The sequence below is a fragment of the Segatella hominis genome, assembly GCF_019249725.2.
Classification (GTDB): domain Bacteria; phylum Bacteroidota; class Bacteroidia; order Bacteroidales; family Bacteroidaceae; genus Prevotella.
On sequence record NZ_CP137559.1, the window covers coordinates 2,368,577 to 2,386,195 of the forward strand.

A 17,619-nucleotide genomic window follows, 5' to 3' on the forward strand; every position below is an offset into this window, starting at 1 on the left:
TAATGAAGTAATAAAATTAGTACCAAATAGAAACAAGAAAAATGAATAAAGATTTTTACATATCAATTTTTGGTGACAGGTACGATAGAGAAGCAGTACTTTTCCCTGCATCAGTAACTATTCTTCTGATAGTATTTGCCTTAGGAAATATACTGCATGGGTACTTGGAACACATAGATGTACTGGATTCTAAGGTACACATGACTATTTTTGCAGTACTTATACTCATCATTACAAAAATAATGATGTGGATAATTCGTACACTATCAAAAAACTCAATAGAAAGGCTTACTTATGGGAAAGAGAAGTTAAATTTTCCAACAATTTCAATGTTGCTACCTTCATCAAGTATATTGAGCAATGAGTACAAGAATAGAATCCTTTTAAAAGCACAAAAAGATTTTGAAATTGATCTCAACACATCAATTAGTAATCAAGAAGATGAAACTAAGGTAAGGAAAGTTATTGCTGAAGTTACAAATTTAATCAGGAAAAAAGTAAGCCGCCTTGAGAGAACAGAAACTTACTTAATTAAGAATATAAGATATGGTAGATGTCGCAACATGATTGGGGGAAGCACAATTGCAATTCTGATACAATTGGTAATAACTATCTATAGTGCAATAAAAGGCTATTCTTTGTTTTGTCCAATTATAAGTATTACCATCAGTTGTATGTTGGACCTATACATGTTCTACATATATAAGCAAACTGGTATAGAGTATGCAAAAGAACTTTTTGAAAACTATTTAATTTGTAAAAATAATGAATAACACAAAAATTACTTTTTATCCAGTATCAAATGGAGATACTAATCTCATCGAATTTTCCGATGGGAAGAAGATGTTAGTAGATTGCAAATTTAGAGCTTCATCAGAAGAGGATAATGATGAATACAATGTAATCGAAGATTTGTTAACAAACAAACTAAAAAAGAAGGTATACGATTTGCCATATTTAAACGCATTCGTATTAACCCACCCAGATGAGGATCACTGTTTGGGATTTTCCTCTAAATTTTTCAATGGAAAAAACCCTGCGAAAAAAGAGCCTAGCAAGTCTGAAATAGACAGTAAACTTATCCTTATTGGAGAGTTGTGGTATTCACCACGTGTTTTCACGGAACAACAGCAAGAACTATGCGATGACGCAAAGGCTTTCAAAAAGGAAGCAGAACGCCGTATGAAGTTATGGAAGGATAATGATTCCACGAAAGACGAACCAGGAAATCGAATTAGAATCATCGGATATTCAGACATAGACGATTTGAACGGCATACCTGACAAACGTATTACCGTTCCAGGAAATGAGCTTAATGAACTTGATGGCAAATCAACAAAAGATTACCGCTGGTTTATTCATGCACCTTTCAAAGAAGCCATTGAAGGAGATAACAGAAATGAAACAAGTATAGTAATGCAAATAAGAATTGATGCTGGGAGCAAATCTGATGTAGGAAAAATTATGCTTGGTGGAGATGCCGAATGGCGAGTTTGGAAGCAAATCATGGAGAAAACAAAAGATAACAAGCATATAGTTTGGAATTTATTCGAAGCTCCACACCATTGCAGTTATACATACTTTGCAGATAGCAGAGATGATAAGCCTAGCCAACAGTCAATTGATTTCTTAGATAAGATGGAAGGTAATGGTTATGTTGTCAGTTCCTCTAAAACTATAAAAAAGAACAATGATAATCCACCATGCCAAAAGGCAAAAAATCGTTATCTAGAGCATTTGAAAGAAGAAGAACATTTCTTATGTACAGAAATAGATGGAGTCCAAAAGCCTGTAGTCTTCGAGATTAAATCTGACGGAATTCATCTCATTGAAACAGAAAAGGAGAACGATGATCAAAAGCAAAATTCCATTGCACAAAAACCACATTATTATGGATAAATTTTCAGACAATTATTCTCACAAGATATCAAATGAAGTTGTTCTTAAATTAAAAGAACAACTTCATTCATATGAATCGTACGAATTACTCGGAAACTCATATGAAATTTTCGAAACGCCAAACAAATGCTACGCTATTAACACTAAAGTTAGAGTTGATGCAGGTTCTAATTCGCTACTGCGAACTAACGAACCTATCATTATAGAATTCTCCAATATTGAAGACATAGAGCTCTCTTACATTAATGTGTATCCTAACAGAAAGGATTTCCCCTATGATAAGCTTCCTCATATAAATTATGCTGTAGGAGAAATGCCTCCTTCCTTATGCCTTACCAGAGAGAATTTTCTTGATTGGTATGCAGAACACAACTTTGATGATTTCTTTAAATTAATTTCAGAATGGTATAATGATGCTGCTCATGGTAATCTTATAAAATTTAAAGAGCATGACGCTTACGAACCATTCAGAGCAAGCAAAACCGGCATAATTCTTTTCAAAAAGCCCTGGGAGGATACTGTTTTAGAAAAGAAAAAACATGCTGGTTCTTTTGTATATTCTGTCAAACGCATTATAGATGATTGTGAAGCATATGAAGGAACTATCGGAAGTCAAAAATACGAAGGAGATAGTCTTGGCATTCTTCTATACAGAAACTGTGCAATTATTTGCAAAGAATGGTTTATACAAAAGCCTAAGACATGGGGAGAATTGTTGCATTTCATTAAAGAAAACGGCTTTGACTTCAATATCAAAAATGTCAGACAAACAATAGAGAGACATCATTTAAAAGACATCAAGAATGTATTTTTCCAGTTAGCATTTGTCAGACCAGTGAAAGTACTTAATAAAAATACGAGAATAGACTATTTGTATTTCTGCGTAAAATATATAGATGTCAACACCAATAATACGGAAGGTATAATCCAGGAGGTTATAACTTATGATATTGCAACAAAAGATCTTGCAAGATACATATCAGCTACCCCAAACAACATATCAAACAAGAAAATTTTAATACTTGGTTGTGGCGCTATAGGTAGCAAACTTGCGTACCACTTATATAGAAGTGGTATCTGTAATCTTACAATTTGCGACAATGACATAATGGAATCACATAATGTTTGTCGACATGCACTTTCCAATTGGGACTTTCGTTCCAGCAAAGCTCTTTTGGTAAAAGAACAGCTTGACTCGATGTTTTACCATAACAACAAAACAGTTGATGCTATAACAGAGAATATCCTCACATGGTTACCCAATCAAAATTTAAAAGAGTACGATTTAATCATTGAGGCTACTGCTTCTACTGCAGTATTTCGAATGCTCACAAAAGTAAGCACAAAGTGTAACGTTCCTATTGCAAGATTTGCATTATCTGATGCAGGAAAAATCGGTTTGTTGTACTTAAATTACAACAGAAAGAACCTGTTATCAGACTATCACATACAGATTGCTTTAGAATCATGTAATAACGAGGACATAAGAAAATGGCTTCAAGATGAAGATAAATATAACTATGATTTAATCAGAGTTGGAGAAGGTTGCCATTCCAATTCTATGATTTTAAGTGATGATACTATTAGTACGCATTGCGGAATCGCTTCTAATATAATACGCAATATGTTTGCCAAACCTGCACAAGAGAATAAAATATACATATCATTTGCAAACATTGAATATATCGGACAAGTCTTCACAGATGTAATAGATCTTGAAAATTATACGAGTATAACATGCGAAAATGATATCTCTTGGACGGTAAGAATAAAATCAGACATTTTAACAGAAATCAGACATAACACCAAAGTTGCAGGAAGAAATGAGACAGGGGGCTATCTAATGGGTTCTATTGACCTAAAATATAAAATGATTTATGTCACCCACAACTATACTCCAAGTCATTTATATTCAAACGAGACAAACTTAGAGTTGCCTATATCTGAATGGAAGAATGAATATTTGAAGGTTTACACTAGTTCTAACAAAGTGATAGACTATATTGGAGATTGGCATAGCCATCCTACAGGAACTCTTAAGATGTCAGACACAGACAAATATACATGTAAAGAAGTCTTAAGAGATGAAATAAATGCAAAAATTGGAATATGCATTATTACAAATAAGAAGAAAACCCTTGCATATTTATTACATTAAAATAAGCATAAAAAAGAGTGAGTAAGCAGATACAGATTAGATAAACACTTCCCAATTAACATTACACTATCAAACCCAATCTTAATTTATACTCTGTGTTTAAGGAGGGTGTGTCATAAGTCTGTGACGCACCCTCTTTGTGTGTTTTTCTGTATATTTTAGTTGAATCGTAGTCTTTCTTTACAAGGGGAATCTTATTATATTGTATAGAAACTTTACTTTTCTTGTTTTATCGATAACAAAACTGCGCAAAAGCTCACAAAAGGGCATAATTGTCCCATACGGTAAAACTGCCCAAATTGAGTTTTATCGTTTTATCCCCAAATGTTTCTTCAAATTGAATCCGATACCGAACAACCCTATGTCCATGTAAACCTTGTCCTTTCCGAAATGCCTGAATCGCTTGTAATGCATGTCTTCCTTCATCTGTCCAAACGCAGCTTCTGGCTCTATCGGTCTCTGACTCCTGTGCTTCATACCTTCCTCTGACGTCAACAGCAAAAATGCTTCCTTTTTATATGCATTCAACTTATGGTTTACATATATGGTTCTGTTACCCTTGGCTTTCTTGCAAAGACTCCCAAGTGGACAACCTTCACATCGCTGCGCTCTATATAATGTAATGACAGACACATAGCCAGAGTCACTTTTCGTTTGCCGTTGTCCGCAAGGATTCATGTGTTGTCCCATGGGACAGACGTAATAGTCTTCGTCTTTATTATAGTAGAAATTTGCTTGGTTAAAGACATCTTCCTTGAAAGGTTTATGCTGTTCTTTGTGAAATCAGTTGTATTTTACATATCCCACCATCTCTTCCATCTCCATGTACTCATAGTTCTCCTCTGATCCGTATCCTGAGTCTGCGGTGACGCACTTGGATTGCTTTCCATGTCTTTTTCTGTACTTATCCAAGAAAGGCTTGAATGTCAGGCTGTCCGTTGGATTGTGATAAAGGGCGAAGTTCGTCCAGTATTGATTCTCCATCGCAATTTGAAGGTTATAAGCAGGTTTGGTCTGCCCATTGTTCATGGCATCTTCCTTGAGTCGCATGAAGATACGCACTTTGCTGTCTTTTGGTACATAATCATCAAAAGAGTTAGGAAAAAAACTCAATTCGTGCCGAGTTTCAGATTTTATTTGTATCTTTGCCATACTTTAAGAAGTTTTCTGCAAAGATATACTTTTTTGCGGAAAAACAAAGTCCGAGCTTGTGAAAGTTTGGGCTTTGTTGTAAATAAAAATGTTTTTTAAGATTTCGTATCTGTGAAAAGGGAAAAAAATAAAAAAGGGTGCGTCACAGACTTATGACACACCCTCTTTTTCTTTTCTATTTTTGGCAACATTTTGGCAACATATTTCAATACTAATCTATAGTAACAGCCAAAAGCAAGGTATCATTTTACATACTTTCACACTATTTCTTGCGATTACACACACCACTTTAGTTTATCCCCATACATAGAGTTTTTCGCCCAAAACTGAAAAAATCACAAAGAAGTTACCATCTATGGCAAGATGATCGATGAGAAATATACCAATCTCTTAAAAACAAACAACTCTTTGTCTCTAAAAGAGTGTCTTTGGTTAGACGCAGTACAGAAGCATCACCCTATCACTAAAGAAGCTGCCAAGCATCTTTATGACAAAGGTTTGATAGAAGGCCGTGCACCTCATTACACCATATCATTAAAAGTAGCCAAACTGACAAACCAGATTGGTCACTACACAAAAGAGAAAGGACTTGCAGAAAATAGTATCCAAAAGCTATTATTACAATTGGCACATAATGCTGGAAAAATGGGATTTTGGCGCAGAGATGCATTCGAAAGTCTTCAGCATGTTTTTCCTGCAAATAATAGCCATGATGAAAAATTACGAAGAATAGGTCGCCTACTAATTAATATGGCAAAAGATGGCCTGCTAACAAAATCACCCAATGGTAAAAAATGGATTATAAGCCAAAAAGGTGAAGAAGAATTTGGAGCATAAGAGCTATCATATTTCAATCGTTATTGCGGTCGTTTGCGGTCGTTTTTGCGGTCATTTGCGGTCATTTGCGGTCGTTCGCGGTCGTTTGCGGTCGTTCGCGGTCGTTTTTGTGGTCGTTTGCGGTCGTTTGCGGTCGTTTGCGGTTATATACAAATTCTTATGCAATTAAACAGACACACAAATCTGAAGAGAAGAGAGGACCGCAAAAACAGCACTAGCAAATACCAAACAAAAGCAGTGCTATAGGAGTACCGGTTCATGCGCTATAATGGTATAGATTGCCGATACTATCAGATTAATAATAGGATATCCAAACAAGGGAAAAATGTGAGTAATTTACGTTACTCAACTTCTTCTCCTGTTCGCAAATTAATAATAACTACTGTTTCTTTTAAATATTCTTGACCGACTTTTCTTTTATTAGCTTACCCATCTCGCTTTTCAGTTTCTCGAGTTGTCTTTCACGTCTTTCTTCTTTGGATAAAGTCGTTATTGTCAGGTCGAGTTTCAACATAGCTTTAATTGTGAGAATTATTTTGTGTTTGCCTTTCGTTGAGTTAGGAACAGAAACCCAGAAATCAGCGTATGCAGAACATGTTCCGTATGATAGGCTATGGCGAGAACCTCGGTTCTGGTTTCCCACTCATTCTAAACGCATGGAATGAAAAGCATTGGATAAAGCCTGAGTTATTGGAACAGCCTGAACTTATGCAAGTTAAATTGACTCTGCATATTCAGAACAAGGTTGCATCTGGTTCATTGAATGACCCAATAAATGACCCAATAAACTTGACCGAGAGGCAGAAGATGATTTTGCAGATGTTCTCAGAGGAAAAGAATCTAAGCAGAGAAAGGCTTTGTGAGGAAACTGGATTGTCGGATGCCACCGCAAAGCGTGAAATAGCATTTCTCAAAAAGAGAGAAGAAATGCTTCTCGCCCAGTTTCCTGATGGTTTGGGGGCTGACGGTTTCTCCAGGATGCTGTGCCTCGGCTGGAAGACAGAAAAGGCCGGCAAGAAGCAGGCATATCATAAATAACTTTTTTGCTGTCATCACGTTCCTCCTTATTTTGCTACGGGAATATAATGCGAATCCTTGATTTCACCAATCACGATGATACTGTGCAGGCTTCCGATGCATTCGATATTTCCCAGCGTGTTGAGCATGAAGTCCTGATAGGCTTTCATATCGCGGGCATATACCTTGATCTGGAAGTCATAATCGCCGGTGGTGTTGTAGCACTCCGTTATCTGGTCGATGGTCTGCACGGTATCCATGAATTGCTGAATCAGATCATGGGTGTGCTGCTTGAGCCGGATATTACAGAGCACGATTACGTTGTGTCCCATCTTGTGATGGTCTACGATGGCTCCATATCGCTGGATGTATCCCTCTCGTTCCAGCCGCTTCTGCCGTTCAAAGGTTGGAGAAGGAGAGAGGTTGACTCTTGCGGCAAGTTCCTTCACGGTGAGTCGAGAGTTCTGCTGCAACAACTTGAGTATCTTGATGTCGATTTCGTCGAGATTTTCTTCTGTAGCCATTGTTTCTTTATTTCTGCTTTTACCTGTTCCTGCAGAATAATATTCTGCTGATTTGCTTAATTCGCTGCAAAGATAGTATATTTTTCTGAATTACGGAGAATATTTGGAAGATAAAATTCTTCTTCTTACCTTTGCAACCGCAATTCCGGATGCAAAGAGCCGTTTATCATCAGATAATGGCAAATCAAGAGTCATTCATCATTTAAAAATATAGGGGATAAAACAATGAGTAACGTAAGAAATATACATTTTGAGGCAGTGGGCAGCTATTTGCGCCCTGCAGAGTTGAAGGAAGCAAGAGCTAAGTTTGCAGATGGACAGATTTCTGCCACCGACCTCCGCGCCGTAGAAGACCGTCTGATTACAGAGGTTATCAGGCAGCAGAAGGCGCATCGCCTGCCTTATATCACCGATGGCGAATTCCGTCGCAGCTATTGGCATCTCGACTTTATGTGGGGATTCAATGGCGTGGAGCATATCGAACTGGAGCATGGTTACCAGTTCCATGGCGAGGAAACAACCAAGGGTTCTATCCAACTGACCGGCAAGATTACCGGCGAGAATCATCCTTTTATCAAGGATTTCCTGTTTGTAAAGCAGTTTGAGGAGTTGGATGCCAAGGGCGAGTATATCTTCGAGGCAAAGCAGACGGTTCCTGCTCCTGCACAGTTTCTTGCCGAACTGTTTCGTGGCAAGAATGCCGAGAATACCCGCAAGTTCTATCCTAACACCACCCAGCTGATAGAGGATATTACCCAGGCCTATCGCACCTTCTTCCAGGAAATTTATGCAGCCGGTTGCCGCACCGTTCAGTTAGATGACTGTACCTGGGGAATGATTGTGGATAGTGATTACTGGAAGGCTAAGGTGGGTACAGGGTTTACCCTAGAGCAGGAAGCCCTGCAGTATCTGAAGGTGAACAACCTTGCCATCGAGGGCAAACCTGAGGGGTTGACCATCAACACCCACGTATGCCGTGGCAATTATCATTCCTGCTATGCTACCAAGGGTGCCTACGATGCCGTGGCTCCTTATCTTTTTGCTCATGAGGATGTGGATACCTTCTATCTGGAGTATGACGATGAGCGTTCGGGCGGTTTCGAGCCTTTGAAATATGTGACAGATGGCAAGAAGGTGGTTCTGGGTTTGGTAACCTCAAAATCTCCGGTGTTGGAGGATAAGGCTACGGTTATCGCCAGAATCCACGAAGCTGCCAAGTATATTCCTCTCGATCGTCTCAGTCTCAGTCCTCAATGCGGCTTCGCCTCTTGCGAAATCGGTAATAAACTGACCGATGCTGAGCAATGGGCAAAGATAGATTTGGTTAGAGAGATTTCCGAGGAAGTTTGGAGCTCTTCTTTCGCCGATGCAGAATAATATAGCCAAAGCAAAACCAGCGTAATCAGCAAACCGGAGAGGAAGACGAAAAGGTCGGAAAGAGGACCTAATAATGGAGAATAGCATCTGCCCACGTGAAGCTCTAAAGCCACATTCCAAAGCGACATGGGGATGGCTGAAAGAACTTCAGGGGTAGAGGTTGCATTCCCGAAACTCGCCCCTTTGCTATACCCTTTGGCAAGTTCTCAATAGAAGCGCAAGTATAAACTATAAGAAAGCGCTTTATTAAGGTCTAATGATGCGCTTCCTTAGGTGCTAATGATGCGCATCGTTAGGTGCTAATGATGCGCATCGTTAGGTGCTAATAAAGCGCATCGTTAGGTCTTGCAGATTTCACACAAGTTATATCATTGAAAATCAGCTAATTACATTCCATTTCAAGACGGCGATTTTCCGTCTGCAACATCAAAATTAACCCATATTGTCATGAGTTGTTACGTTAATACTGTGAGTCAACGTGTATTATCAATAAAGTTTAAAGTGGTCAACTATATTTTTTATAGTTTCTATCAGAATAATGCAATAGGCTTCAACTGCTTACGAAGCCGCTTTCATTGCTCTACGAAATAGGCTTCATTGACTATCGAAGCCTATTTCATATTTCAAGGCTTTTCTATTCAAAGTTTTCAATAGGGGTGCTGAGTAGTTACTAAAGGCTGCTGCAATGTGGGCTAAGAGAAAAAGAATAGAAAAAGGGAATGACATTACATCATTCCCTCAAGCTTTTCCTGTGCCTCGCGCATATCCTCCTCAAATCTGGTATGATCGAGCAAGAACTCTTTCCTACCGCCAGCAAGCAACTGAAACAATGCCGGATTCATTCCCTCCACATACTGAGCAATTGCATATTCGATATCATCCCGCTGCGTAGGGTTGTTGGAAAATTCATATACACGAAGTTTCTGGTGAATAAAGCAATAAGCCGACTCGATACAGTCACGTCCGATCTCAGCCATTTCCTGCTTATCATCCATAAGAGATTTGTCCATATTACAATTTACAATTATTATACGATAAAGAAAACTCCTATGAGCGCTTACACCCATTTACAGGAGCGGTGTCATATATACTGGCAGAAGCAAAGTCTGCTCATCCTTTTGCAAATCCTTAGTATATATAAGGTATCTCTGGCCAATACGATCGGAGTATTTTTGGCAGAACGCATCGAGAGAGGCGTGGGTTTTATAACCTGATGACTTCACCTCTATCGGACATAGTTTGTTGCCCCGAGAAAGAAGGAAATCAATCTCATAAAAATGAGTCTTATCTTTTGGAAAAGTATAATAAAACAGTCTGTCACCTAAAGCCCTGAGCATCTGCGCCACTAAGTTTTCATAGACATATCCCATATTGGCAGAGAGTTTGTCACTCAAAAGTTTATTATAGATGATGTTTTCCGTAAAATCCTTGTCCCAAAACGCCAAGGTAACAAAGAGACCAGTATCGCCCACATAGAGCTTATACTTTCCATAATCCGCTGTCAACGACATTCCAACCTGAGGGTCGTCTGCATGATAAGCAATATTAATGGTCTTGCTATCCTCCAAATTAAGCAGCAACTCATCTATTTTTGCGGAAGGCATGTTACCTACTACAGGAGTCGGTTGATAACGCATCAAATTCCTGCTCAGCTGTGATGGTATTGCCATAAAGAGTTTAGAGATACGACCAGTAGAGTCAATCTTTCGGAAATCATCAGCATAAAGTTGGATAATCTGGCGCTTGACCATATCCACACTTTGCAAATTCTTAGTGTCAAGATACTCATTGACAGCCTGCGGCATTCCCCCCACAAGCATATACAAGCGAAGGTCGCGCATCTTCATGCGATTAATCCCCTCTCCCAATGACATTCTTTTCTCAAAAACCTGTTTTAGCAACGACATGCCAACCTCATCACCCAATGCCCATCTGAATTCCTCATAATCCATCGGGAACATTTCTACACGATGCTCCTCACTCGGGATATTGATGTCTTTGGTATTTTTGTGGATGCTGATAAGCGAACCTGTTTCTATGTAATCATAACGCCCATCTTTTACCAAGTACTTGATTGCCTGGCGTGCCTTTGGACACTGCTGGACTTCATCGAAAACAATCACCGACTCACGCTCATAAAGAGACGTCTGATAAATATTTTGGAGATAAAGAAATATATAATCCAAATCCATCAAGTTCTCAAACAAGTCCTTTACATCCTGCGAAGCTTCATTGAAGTCTATCAATATATAAGAACGATACTCCTTTTTGGCAAATTCCTCCACAATGGTAGATTTACCAATACGCCTTGCTCCTTCCAAAAGGAGAGCACTTCTCCCTTTGGAAGCAGCCTTCCATTCTAATATTTTTCCATAGACTTTCCGTCTGAATTTTCTTTCTGACATAAATATCCTTCTAATTACTTCATTTTCAGGCGCAAAGATACAGAAAAAGTTTGGTTTACCAAAATCTTTTGGATGAAATTATAGTCTCATACCAAAATCTTTTTGGCGAAATTATAGTCCCATACCAAAATCTTTTGGATGGAATTATAGTCTCTTACCAAAATCTTTTGGACGAAATTATAGTCCCATACCAAAATCTTTGGCAGATTTCCTCATTATTTGACATTCTTCATTGAGAGTCCGATGCGCTTGCGCTTCAAATCCACCTCAGCCACACGAACCATCACATGCTCATGGAGTTTCACAACCTCTGAAGGATCGCTGATGTAGCGGTTTGCCATCTGAGAAACATGAACCAGACCATCATTGTGAACACCTATATCCACAAAGGCACCAAACTTGGTGATATTGGTCACGATGCCCGGCACCACCATGCCCTCCTGCAAATCCTCAATCGTCTTGATGGAAGCATCAAACTCAAATTTCTCCACCTCGCCACGAGGATCCAGTCCAGGCTTGTCCAACTCAGCCATGATATCAGTCAAGGTAGGCATGCCCACCTCCTTGCTCACATATTTCTTGATATCTATCTTCTTCTGCAGAGCCTTGTCCTCCACGAGTTGCTTTACCGTCACGCCCTGATCTTTCGCCATCGTCTCTACCAGCGCATAGCGTTCAGGATGCACGGCACTGTTATCCAAAGGATTCTTAGCGCCTGGAATGCGGAGGAAGCCGGCACACTGCTCAAAGGCCGAAGGACCCAGACGTGGCACCTTCTTCAACTGGGCACGGGAAGCGAAGGCTCCATTCTCGCGGCGATATTCCACGATATTCTTGGCAAGCGTAGGTCCCAAACCACTCACATAGGTCAGGAGATGCTGCGAAGCCGTATTCAGATTGACACCCACAGAGTTCACGCAGCTCATCACCACCGTATCCAGACTTTTCTTCAACTGACTCTGATCCACATCGTGCTGATACTGTCCCACACCGATGCTCTTAGGATCTATCTTCACCAACTCAGCAAGCGGATCCATCAGTCTTCGTCCAATGCTCACAGCACCACGCACGGTAACATCCTCATCCGGGAACTCATCTCTTGCAATCTTCGAAGCCGAATAGATAGAAGCACCATCCTCGCTTACCACATAGATATCCACAGGATGATCGAAAGCGATTTCGTGCAGCCAGTCGCTCGTCTCACGGCTCGCCGTACCATTGCCCACAGCCATCGCCTCCACATGATACATCTTCACCATGCGCTGCAGAGCGGCAGTAGCCTCGCTGCGCTTGCTGCGAGGAGGATGAGGAAATACGATTTCATGATGGATGAGATTGCCCTGAGCATCCAGACAGGCAGTCTTGCAACCATTGGCGAAACCAGGATCCACCGCCATCACTCTCTTCTGTCCGAGCGGAGCTGCCAAGAGCAACTGGCGCAGGTTTTCAGCGAAAACCAGAATAGCTTCCTCATCAGCCTTCAACTTGCTTGATGCAGCAAACTCCGTTTCGATACTTGGTTTCAGCAAACGCTTGAAAGCATCATCCACCGCCTCTCCTACCAAGGTCTGGCATTCCCCATAACCATGTACATAATGGCGCTTCAACTTATCCGTACACTGTTCGTCATCAGCAGAAATGCTGACACGCAGAATACCGGCAGCCTCGCCACGGCGCATAGCCAACAGGCGATGAGAAGAGCAGCGCTTCAGAGGTTCCGAGAAGTCGAAATAATCAGAGAATCGCTGAGCCTCTTCCTCGTCCTTCTTCTTAGCCACCACCTTGGAAGTGATGATGGCGCCACGTCTGAACTCCCCACGGATGGCATTGCGGCTTTCCTCGCTCTCGTTCACCATTTCAGCGATGATGTCCTTGGCGCCCTGAATAGCCGCATCAGCATCAGCCACCTTGTCGCCTACATATTTCTTTGCCACCTGCATGATATTACGTTCACGCTGGAAGAGCAGAGTTTGTGCCAAAGGTTCCAATCCTGCCTCACGAGCAATCTGTGCACGGGTTCTGCGCTTCGGTTTGAAAGGCAGATAAATATCTTCCAGTTCCGTAGCATCCCAGCATTCTTCGATACGCTTCTTGAGTGCCTCCGTCAGTTTTCCCTGTTCATCGATCGTCTTGAGAATGGTTTCCTTACGTTTCGCCATCTCCTTGAGCTTATCGTTAGCCTGGGCGATGGCTTCAATGTTCACCTCGTCCATATTCCCCGTCTTCTCCTTACGGTATCGGGAGATGAAAGGGATAGTACAGCCCTCTTCGAGCAGTTCCAATGTATTTTCGACAGCCTGCTCTCTCAGTTTGAGCTGCGCTGCGATAATCTTAGTAAATTGATTCATCATTATATTATATTTTTCCAAATAATACGATTTATTCTGGAAATAAAAAGCGGAGAGTGTCATCAGGCACCCTTCGCTCCTTACTTTTATTTAAGAATTGCTTTCTCAACTTTTTTTGTCCTGGTATATACCTAAAGTATAAGCAGTAATTGCCAAAACGCATACGAATATGCACACAACTATTGTCATCATATTTTTTTATTTTTATGAAATAAAAGCCATTTTCCCAATTCTTTATTCAGTTCCATTTCCACACATATTTTAATTACTTTCGCAAAAGTACAACGAATAATTGAATTCTCCAAATATTTCAAACAGATTTTTAAGTTTCAATTGAAAAATAAAGCAATTTATAGAGATGCAAAGATAGAGAAAAAAGTTGGTTTACCCAAATATTACCCCATATTATTTGGCGGTTTCAATAAAAAAATCGCTGCCATCCTTCAAAAATAATTTCAGATACATGCAGCATACCTGCTTTTTTTGATTTACATCAACAATACGGCTCATTTTACAAGAAAAACTGAGAAAAAGTTTTGAGTTTCGAGTTATTTCCTATACCTTTGCCGCCGAATTAGAGAGTGCGGAGCATATCATGAATGTGCTTTGCTATCATAAATAAGGGGCTGAAAAGCTACCTGATTAGAGTTATAAAATAAAGTAATAATTAAAAGAAAAGATTGATTATGAAGAAGATTATGTTGAGCCTTGCTATGGCTCTCGTTTCAGTTTGCGCTAGCGCACAGGTTTACATCGGTGGTACTGCTGGTATTTCCAGCAACAAGATTGGTGATGGTGACAGCAAGACAGCTTACACCCTGATGCCTGAAATCGGTTACGAATTCAACAACAAGTGGGAGGCTGGTCTCGAGGTTGGTATCAAGAAGGGCGATGTTTGCGAACTTTCTGCAGTACCAGAAGCAACAACATTCGTTGTAGCTCCTTACGTACGTTACACAGCCGTAGAAACCAAGTTGGTTAACCTCTTCGTAGAAGGTACAATCGGTTACAGCAGCATCAGCAAGGGCGGTGGCAATTCTTACGAGGTAGGCATCAAGCCAGGTTTGGCTGTTAAGCTTTCAGACCACGTAAACTTCATCACAAAGGTAGGTTTCCTCGGTTACAGAGGTTATTCTCCTGAGCATGGTGACAACTCATCAACATTCGGACTTGGCGTAGATGCCAGCAACATTTCATTTGGTGCTATCTACAAGTTCTAATCTTAGGGTGCTCATTTACTCATAAGCAAAAATATCAGGGGCGCAAGCGATTCCTTTCATGGAAACAGCTTGCGCCCCATTTTTTCAGCAAGCGAACACGCTTTTACTCTTCACTCTTCACCTTTCCCTCGGAAACGCCTGTGTTTATCGGCATTCAGAGGGGTGAAGAGTGAAGAGTATTTCCTTATCCCTTACTTACAACAATAATTCTGGCATTTACGCTGACTGTTCCTATAGAACAGCCAACTAGCGAGTGTACGGCTAGTCAGCTGTTCTTCATTCGCCTGTACACTATTTCCGGTTAACAGCCAACTTATTCCTCGGCAGAATACTTTTCCATAACCAGGCAATAAACGCTAAGTACTGATAAAAACTCAGGCAGCTATGACAAAATTGGGGACAAAGGAAACTTATTAGCAAAAATAATTAAGCAAAAAGTTTGGAGTTTCGAAAGAAAAAGCATATATTTGCACCTTGAAAAGTGCACATTGTGCACAAACGTGCACCTTCCAAGGTGCATATGCTATAAAAACAGCATCTTAAAAGATGCATAAAATAAGGTGAAATATGGATATTACACTCGTAAACTACATGAAAGAACAGCTGCGTCTAGTAAGTCTGGACTTTAAGCGTTATATGTATGACAAACTTCCTTGGCAAGCGAGGTTCGTTGGACTCATGGGACCTAGAGGAGTAGGGAAATCAACTTTGATTCTTCAACATCTTAAAGAAATGGATGCTGATACTCAGGCAAAAAGTCTCTATATATCAGCAGACCATAGCTATTTCACAACTCACACACTAATTGATACAGCAGACCAATTTGTACGTGAAGGAGGCGAAACGCTTTATATAGATGAAGTACATAAGTATGATTCATGGTCGAGAGAATTGAAGCAAATCTACGATTCCCACCCTGAGCTCAAGATCTTCTTCACAGGATCTTCTATGCTTGATATTTTAGATGGAGAGGCAGATTTGAGCAGAAGAGTCATCTTATATGAGATGCAGGGTATGTCTTTTAGAGAATATCTGGAAATGTTCGAAGGAATCAAGACACCAGTCAGGTCATTAGATGATATTCTGAGGGGAAATATTGAAATAAAAGAGGTGCTTCACCCTATCCCGCTCTTCAACAAATATCTGAAAGAAGGATACTATCCGTTTTCCAAGGAAGGCTTTTTCCAGCAAAGACTACAGCAGGTGATACGTCTTACGATGGAAGTAGATATTCCACAATATGCCAACATGTCGCCAGCAACAGGAAAAAAACTCCGTCGCATGTTATCTATCATAGCAGGCAATGTACCCTATAAGCCAGAAGCCACAGGATTGGCAAACGAAATTAAAGTGAGCCGTAATGATATTCCTACCTATCTTCTATACATGGAAAAAGCAGGAATGATCGGTCAGTTACGTGACGAAACTGGTGGAATGCGAGGATTGGGAAAGACAGAGAAAGTTTATCTCGATAATCCGAATATCATATATGCACTTTCTGGCAATAATTCTAACATCGGTAATGTGAGAGAGACATTCTTCTACAACCAAACCCGAGTGAATCAGGATGTTACATCATCTAAGATTTCCGATTTTACAATAGGAAAGTATACATTTGAGATTGGGGGTGCCAAAAAGAGTCATAAACAGGTGAAGGATGTAGAAAACGCTTATATAGTGCGTGATGATATAGAATATGCTAATGGTGACATATTACCACTATGGAGTTTTGGTCTTTTATATTGAAACTAAACAATTCCGGAATACAGTTTATACTGCAACAATAAATAAGGGGCGTGCTTAAATGAGCACGCCCCCAGACGAGAGATTTTATGTATTCTTTGACAAGATGTAATAATTATCTGGATTATCAACATCTACAAGCTTAAGAACTGTTGGGCTCTTCAGGTCATTGCCTTCGATAGAATACGTCTTACCTTTACTACCAGCCGTAAGTGCTGCAATAATGTATTTATAGCCACCACTATTATAGTAGAAAATACCATTGCTGTCACCAGACAAAGCAAATTTCAAAGTAATATGGGTGTCATCAACAGGAGTAGCTGTACAATTCAAACAACCTGCATACTTATTGGCACTAACAAACACAAAACCATATTTACCATTGCTTGAGGAGAAACTAGAGGTACCAAAGAAAGCATAGCTCATTTCCTCGCCTCCAACTTCTTCACCCTGGCAGATTTCATAGCACTTATTCCAATAAGCCTGACCATAGGTTCCCATATTCTTGACAGAGAAGAACCAGTTACCATTCTGCAACTGAGAAGTCAGCGGAGGGATAATACCATACATCTTTGCACTTCCACTAGTCGCGTCAAACTCGTAGTTATCACCACCAACATAGTTGAATCCCTTCACAGAGTCGCCGTTCAACACGATAGGCTTATAAAACTACAAGCCTGTCTCTGTTAAAAGTATTTAATTATTGCAAACTTTATCGATATTTTTATAGAAAAAAGGTAGTTTTTCTTGATTTTAATCAACATTTAGAGATGCAATCTACACTTTTAGCAGAAAAAGGTCAGAAATAAGAGATTTAAGCAAAGTTTACGAAAAGAAAACAAAAATGTTCTAAAAGACAAGAAAGGCAAGATTTCTGTAGAACTCCATCCAGAAGTTTCTCAGAAACCTTGCCTTTCTTTACCTATATATTTACTACGT

15 protein-coding genes are annotated in these 17,619 nt (G+C 40.0%); 8 read left to right on the forward strand and 7 right to left on the reverse strand.

Going from position 1 to position 17,619, the window contains the following annotated elements:
* The first annotated feature begins 41 nt into the window (after positions 1 to 41).
* Genes KUA50_RS09740 through KUA50_RS09750 form a run of 3 tightly spaced genes read left to right on the forward strand, consistent with a single transcriptional unit; the run spans position 42 to position 4,057 of the window.
* The gene (locus KUA50_RS09740; protein ID WP_218457014.1) at positions 42 to 773 is read left to right on the forward strand and encodes a hypothetical protein; all 732 of its coding nucleotides are present in this window, start codon (positions 42 to 44) and stop codon (positions 771 to 773) included.
* Positions 766 to 1,899 (forward strand): hypothetical protein, encoded by a 1,134-nt coding sequence (locus tag KUA50_RS09745; protein WP_218457013.1) that lies wholly within the window; start codon positions 766 to 768, stop codon positions 1,897 to 1,899. Before KUA50_RS09740 ends, KUA50_RS09745 begins: the two co-directional genes overlap by 8 nt.
* Positions 1,892 to 4,057 (forward strand): ThiF family adenylyltransferase, encoded by a 2,166-nt coding sequence (locus tag KUA50_RS09750; RefSeq protein ID WP_218457012.1) that lies wholly within the window; start codon positions 1,892 to 1,894, stop codon positions 4,055 to 4,057. Before KUA50_RS09745 ends, KUA50_RS09750 begins: the two co-directional genes overlap by 8 nt.
* 306 nt (positions 4,058 to 4,363) lie before the next feature.
* Here KUA50_RS09750 and KUA50_RS16895 read toward each other — a convergent pair whose 3' ends face one another.
* The gene (locus KUA50_RS16895) at positions 4,364 to 4,747 is read right to left on the reverse strand and encodes a transposase (protein WP_413777424.1); all 384 of its coding nucleotides are present in this window, start codon (positions 4,745 to 4,747) and stop codon (positions 4,364 to 4,366) included.
* Between the two features lie 93 nt (positions 4,748 to 4,840).
* Positions 4,841 to 5,209, reverse strand: coding sequence for a transposase (locus tag KUA50_RS16900; protein WP_218457010.1), 369 nt, complete (start codon positions 5,207 to 5,209; stop codon positions 4,841 to 4,843).
* A gap of 363 nt (positions 5,210 to 5,572) precedes the next feature.
* On the opposite strand from KUA50_RS16900, the gene KUA50_RS09760 reads away from it, so the two are divergent.
* Together KUA50_RS09760 and KUA50_RS09765 are read left to right on the forward strand one after the other, a co-directional pair.
* Entirely contained in the window at positions 5,573 to 6,046 is a 474-nt protein-coding gene (locus tag KUA50_RS09760) for a hypothetical protein (protein ID WP_218457009.1), read from the forward strand.
* A 585-nt stretch (positions 6,047 to 6,631) separates the two neighbouring features.
* Positions 6,632 to 7,084 carry an HTH domain-containing protein gene (locus KUA50_RS09765; protein WP_218457008.1) on the forward strand — a complete coding sequence of 151 codons (453 nt, stop codon included), beginning with the start codon at positions 6,632 to 6,634 and terminating at the stop codon, positions 7,082 to 7,084.
* 26 nt (positions 7,085 to 7,110) lie between these two features.
* On the opposite strand, the gene KUA50_RS09770 is transcribed toward KUA50_RS09765, so the two are convergent.
* A complete protein-coding gene (locus KUA50_RS09770) occupies positions 7,111 to 7,587 on the reverse strand; it encodes an Lrp/AsnC family transcriptional regulator (RefSeq protein WP_022110128.1) in 477 nt (158 codons plus the stop codon).
* A 225-nt stretch (positions 7,588 to 7,812) separates the two neighbouring features.
* On the opposite strand from KUA50_RS09770, the gene KUA50_RS09775 reads away from it, so the two are divergent.
* Positions 7,813 to 8,964, forward strand: a complete 1,152-nt coding sequence (locus KUA50_RS09775; protein ID WP_218457007.1) for a 5-methyltetrahydropteroyltriglutamate--homocysteine S-methyltransferase — start codon at positions 7,813 to 7,815, stop codon at positions 8,962 to 8,964.
* A 725-nt stretch (positions 8,965 to 9,689) separates the two neighbouring features.
* On the opposite strand, the gene KUA50_RS09780 is transcribed toward KUA50_RS09775, so the two are convergent.
* From KUA50_RS09780 to KUA50_RS09790, 3 genes are all read right to left on the reverse strand, one after another.
* Positions 9,690 to 9,974, reverse strand: coding sequence for a hypothetical protein (locus tag KUA50_RS09780; RefSeq protein WP_235390427.1), 285 nt, complete (start codon positions 9,972 to 9,974; stop codon positions 9,690 to 9,692).
* A gap of 57 nt (positions 9,975 to 10,031) precedes the next feature.
* Complete coding sequence (locus KUA50_RS09785) at positions 10,032 to 11,369, reverse strand: ATP-binding protein (protein ID WP_218457006.1); 1,338 nt, start codon at positions 11,367 to 11,369, stop codon at positions 10,032 to 10,034.
* A 215-nt stretch (positions 11,370 to 11,584) separates the two neighbouring features.
* The gene (locus KUA50_RS09790; RefSeq protein ID WP_218457038.1) at positions 11,585 to 13,717 is read right to left on the reverse strand and encodes a Tex family protein; all 2,133 of its coding nucleotides are present in this window, start codon (positions 13,715 to 13,717) and stop codon (positions 11,585 to 11,587) included.
* 686 nt (positions 13,718 to 14,403) lie between these two features.
* Between KUA50_RS09790 and KUA50_RS09795 the strand changes: the two genes are divergently transcribed.
* Positions 14,404 to 14,937 (forward strand): outer membrane beta-barrel protein, encoded by a 534-nt coding sequence (locus KUA50_RS09795; protein WP_256624263.1) that lies wholly within the window; start codon positions 14,404 to 14,406, stop codon positions 14,935 to 14,937.
* Between the two features lie 567 nt (positions 14,938 to 15,504).
* Positions 15,505 to 16,683: an ATP-binding protein gene (locus KUA50_RS09800; RefSeq protein ID WP_218457004.1), complete on the forward strand. Its 1,179-nt coding sequence runs from the start codon at positions 15,505 to 15,507 to the stop codon at positions 16,681 to 16,683.
* 84 nt (positions 16,684 to 16,767) lie between these two features.
* Here KUA50_RS09800 and KUA50_RS09805 read toward each other — a convergent pair whose 3' ends face one another.
* On the reverse strand, positions 16,768 to 17,334 hold the full coding sequence (locus KUA50_RS09805) for a hypothetical protein (RefSeq protein ID WP_218457003.1): 567 nt from the start codon (positions 17,332 to 17,334) through the stop codon (positions 16,768 to 16,770).
* Positions 17,335 to 17,619 lie beyond the last annotated feature (285 nt).

Bases quoted from the DNA above. Each gene is read 5' to 3' on its own strand.
- KUA50_RS09740 (WP_218457014.1), top strand. From the start codon at position 42: ATGAATAAAGATTTTTACATATCAATTTTTGGTGACAGGTACGATAGA.
- KUA50_RS09745 (WP_218457013.1), top strand. From the start codon at position 766: ATGAATAACACAAAAATTACTTTTTATCCAGTATCAAATGGAGATACT.
- KUA50_RS09750 (WP_218457012.1), top strand. From the start codon at position 1,892: ATGGATAAATTTTCAGACAATTATTCTCACAAGATATCAAATGAAGTT.
- KUA50_RS16895 (WP_413777424.1), bottom strand. From the start codon at position 4,747: ATGGGACAACACATGAATCCTTGCGGACAACGGCAAACGAAAAGTGAC.
- KUA50_RS16900 (WP_218457010.1), bottom strand. From the start codon at position 5,209: ATGGCAAAGATACAAATAAAATCTGAAACTCGGCACGAATTGAGTTTT.
- KUA50_RS09760 (WP_218457009.1), top strand. From the start codon at position 5,573: ATGATCGATGAGAAATATACCAATCTCTTAAAAACAAACAACTCTTTG.
- KUA50_RS09765 (WP_218457008.1), top strand. From the start codon at position 6,632: ATGCAGAACATGTTCCGTATGATAGGCTATGGCGAGAACCTCGGTTCT.
- KUA50_RS09770 (WP_022110128.1), bottom strand. From the start codon at position 7,587: ATGGCTACAGAAGAAAATCTCGACGAAATCGACATCAAGATACTCAAG.
- KUA50_RS09775 (WP_218457007.1), top strand. From the start codon at position 7,813: ATGAGTAACGTAAGAAATATACATTTTGAGGCAGTGGGCAGCTATTTG.
- KUA50_RS09780 (WP_235390427.1), bottom strand. From the start codon at position 9,974: ATGGACAAATCTCTTATGGATGATAAGCAGGAAATGGCTGAGATCGGA.
- KUA50_RS09785 (WP_218457006.1), bottom strand. From the start codon at position 11,369: ATGTCAGAAAGAAAATTCAGACGGAAAGTCTATGGAAAAATATTAGAA.
- KUA50_RS09790 (WP_218457038.1), bottom strand. From the start codon at position 13,717: ATGAATCAATTTACTAAGATTATCGCAGCGCAGCTCAAACTGAGAGAG.
- KUA50_RS09795 (WP_256624263.1), top strand. From the start codon at position 14,404: ATGAAGAAGATTATGTTGAGCCTTGCTATGGCTCTCGTTTCAGTTTGC.
- KUA50_RS09800 (WP_218457004.1), top strand. From the start codon at position 15,505: ATGGATATTACACTCGTAAACTACATGAAAGAACAGCTGCGTCTAGTA.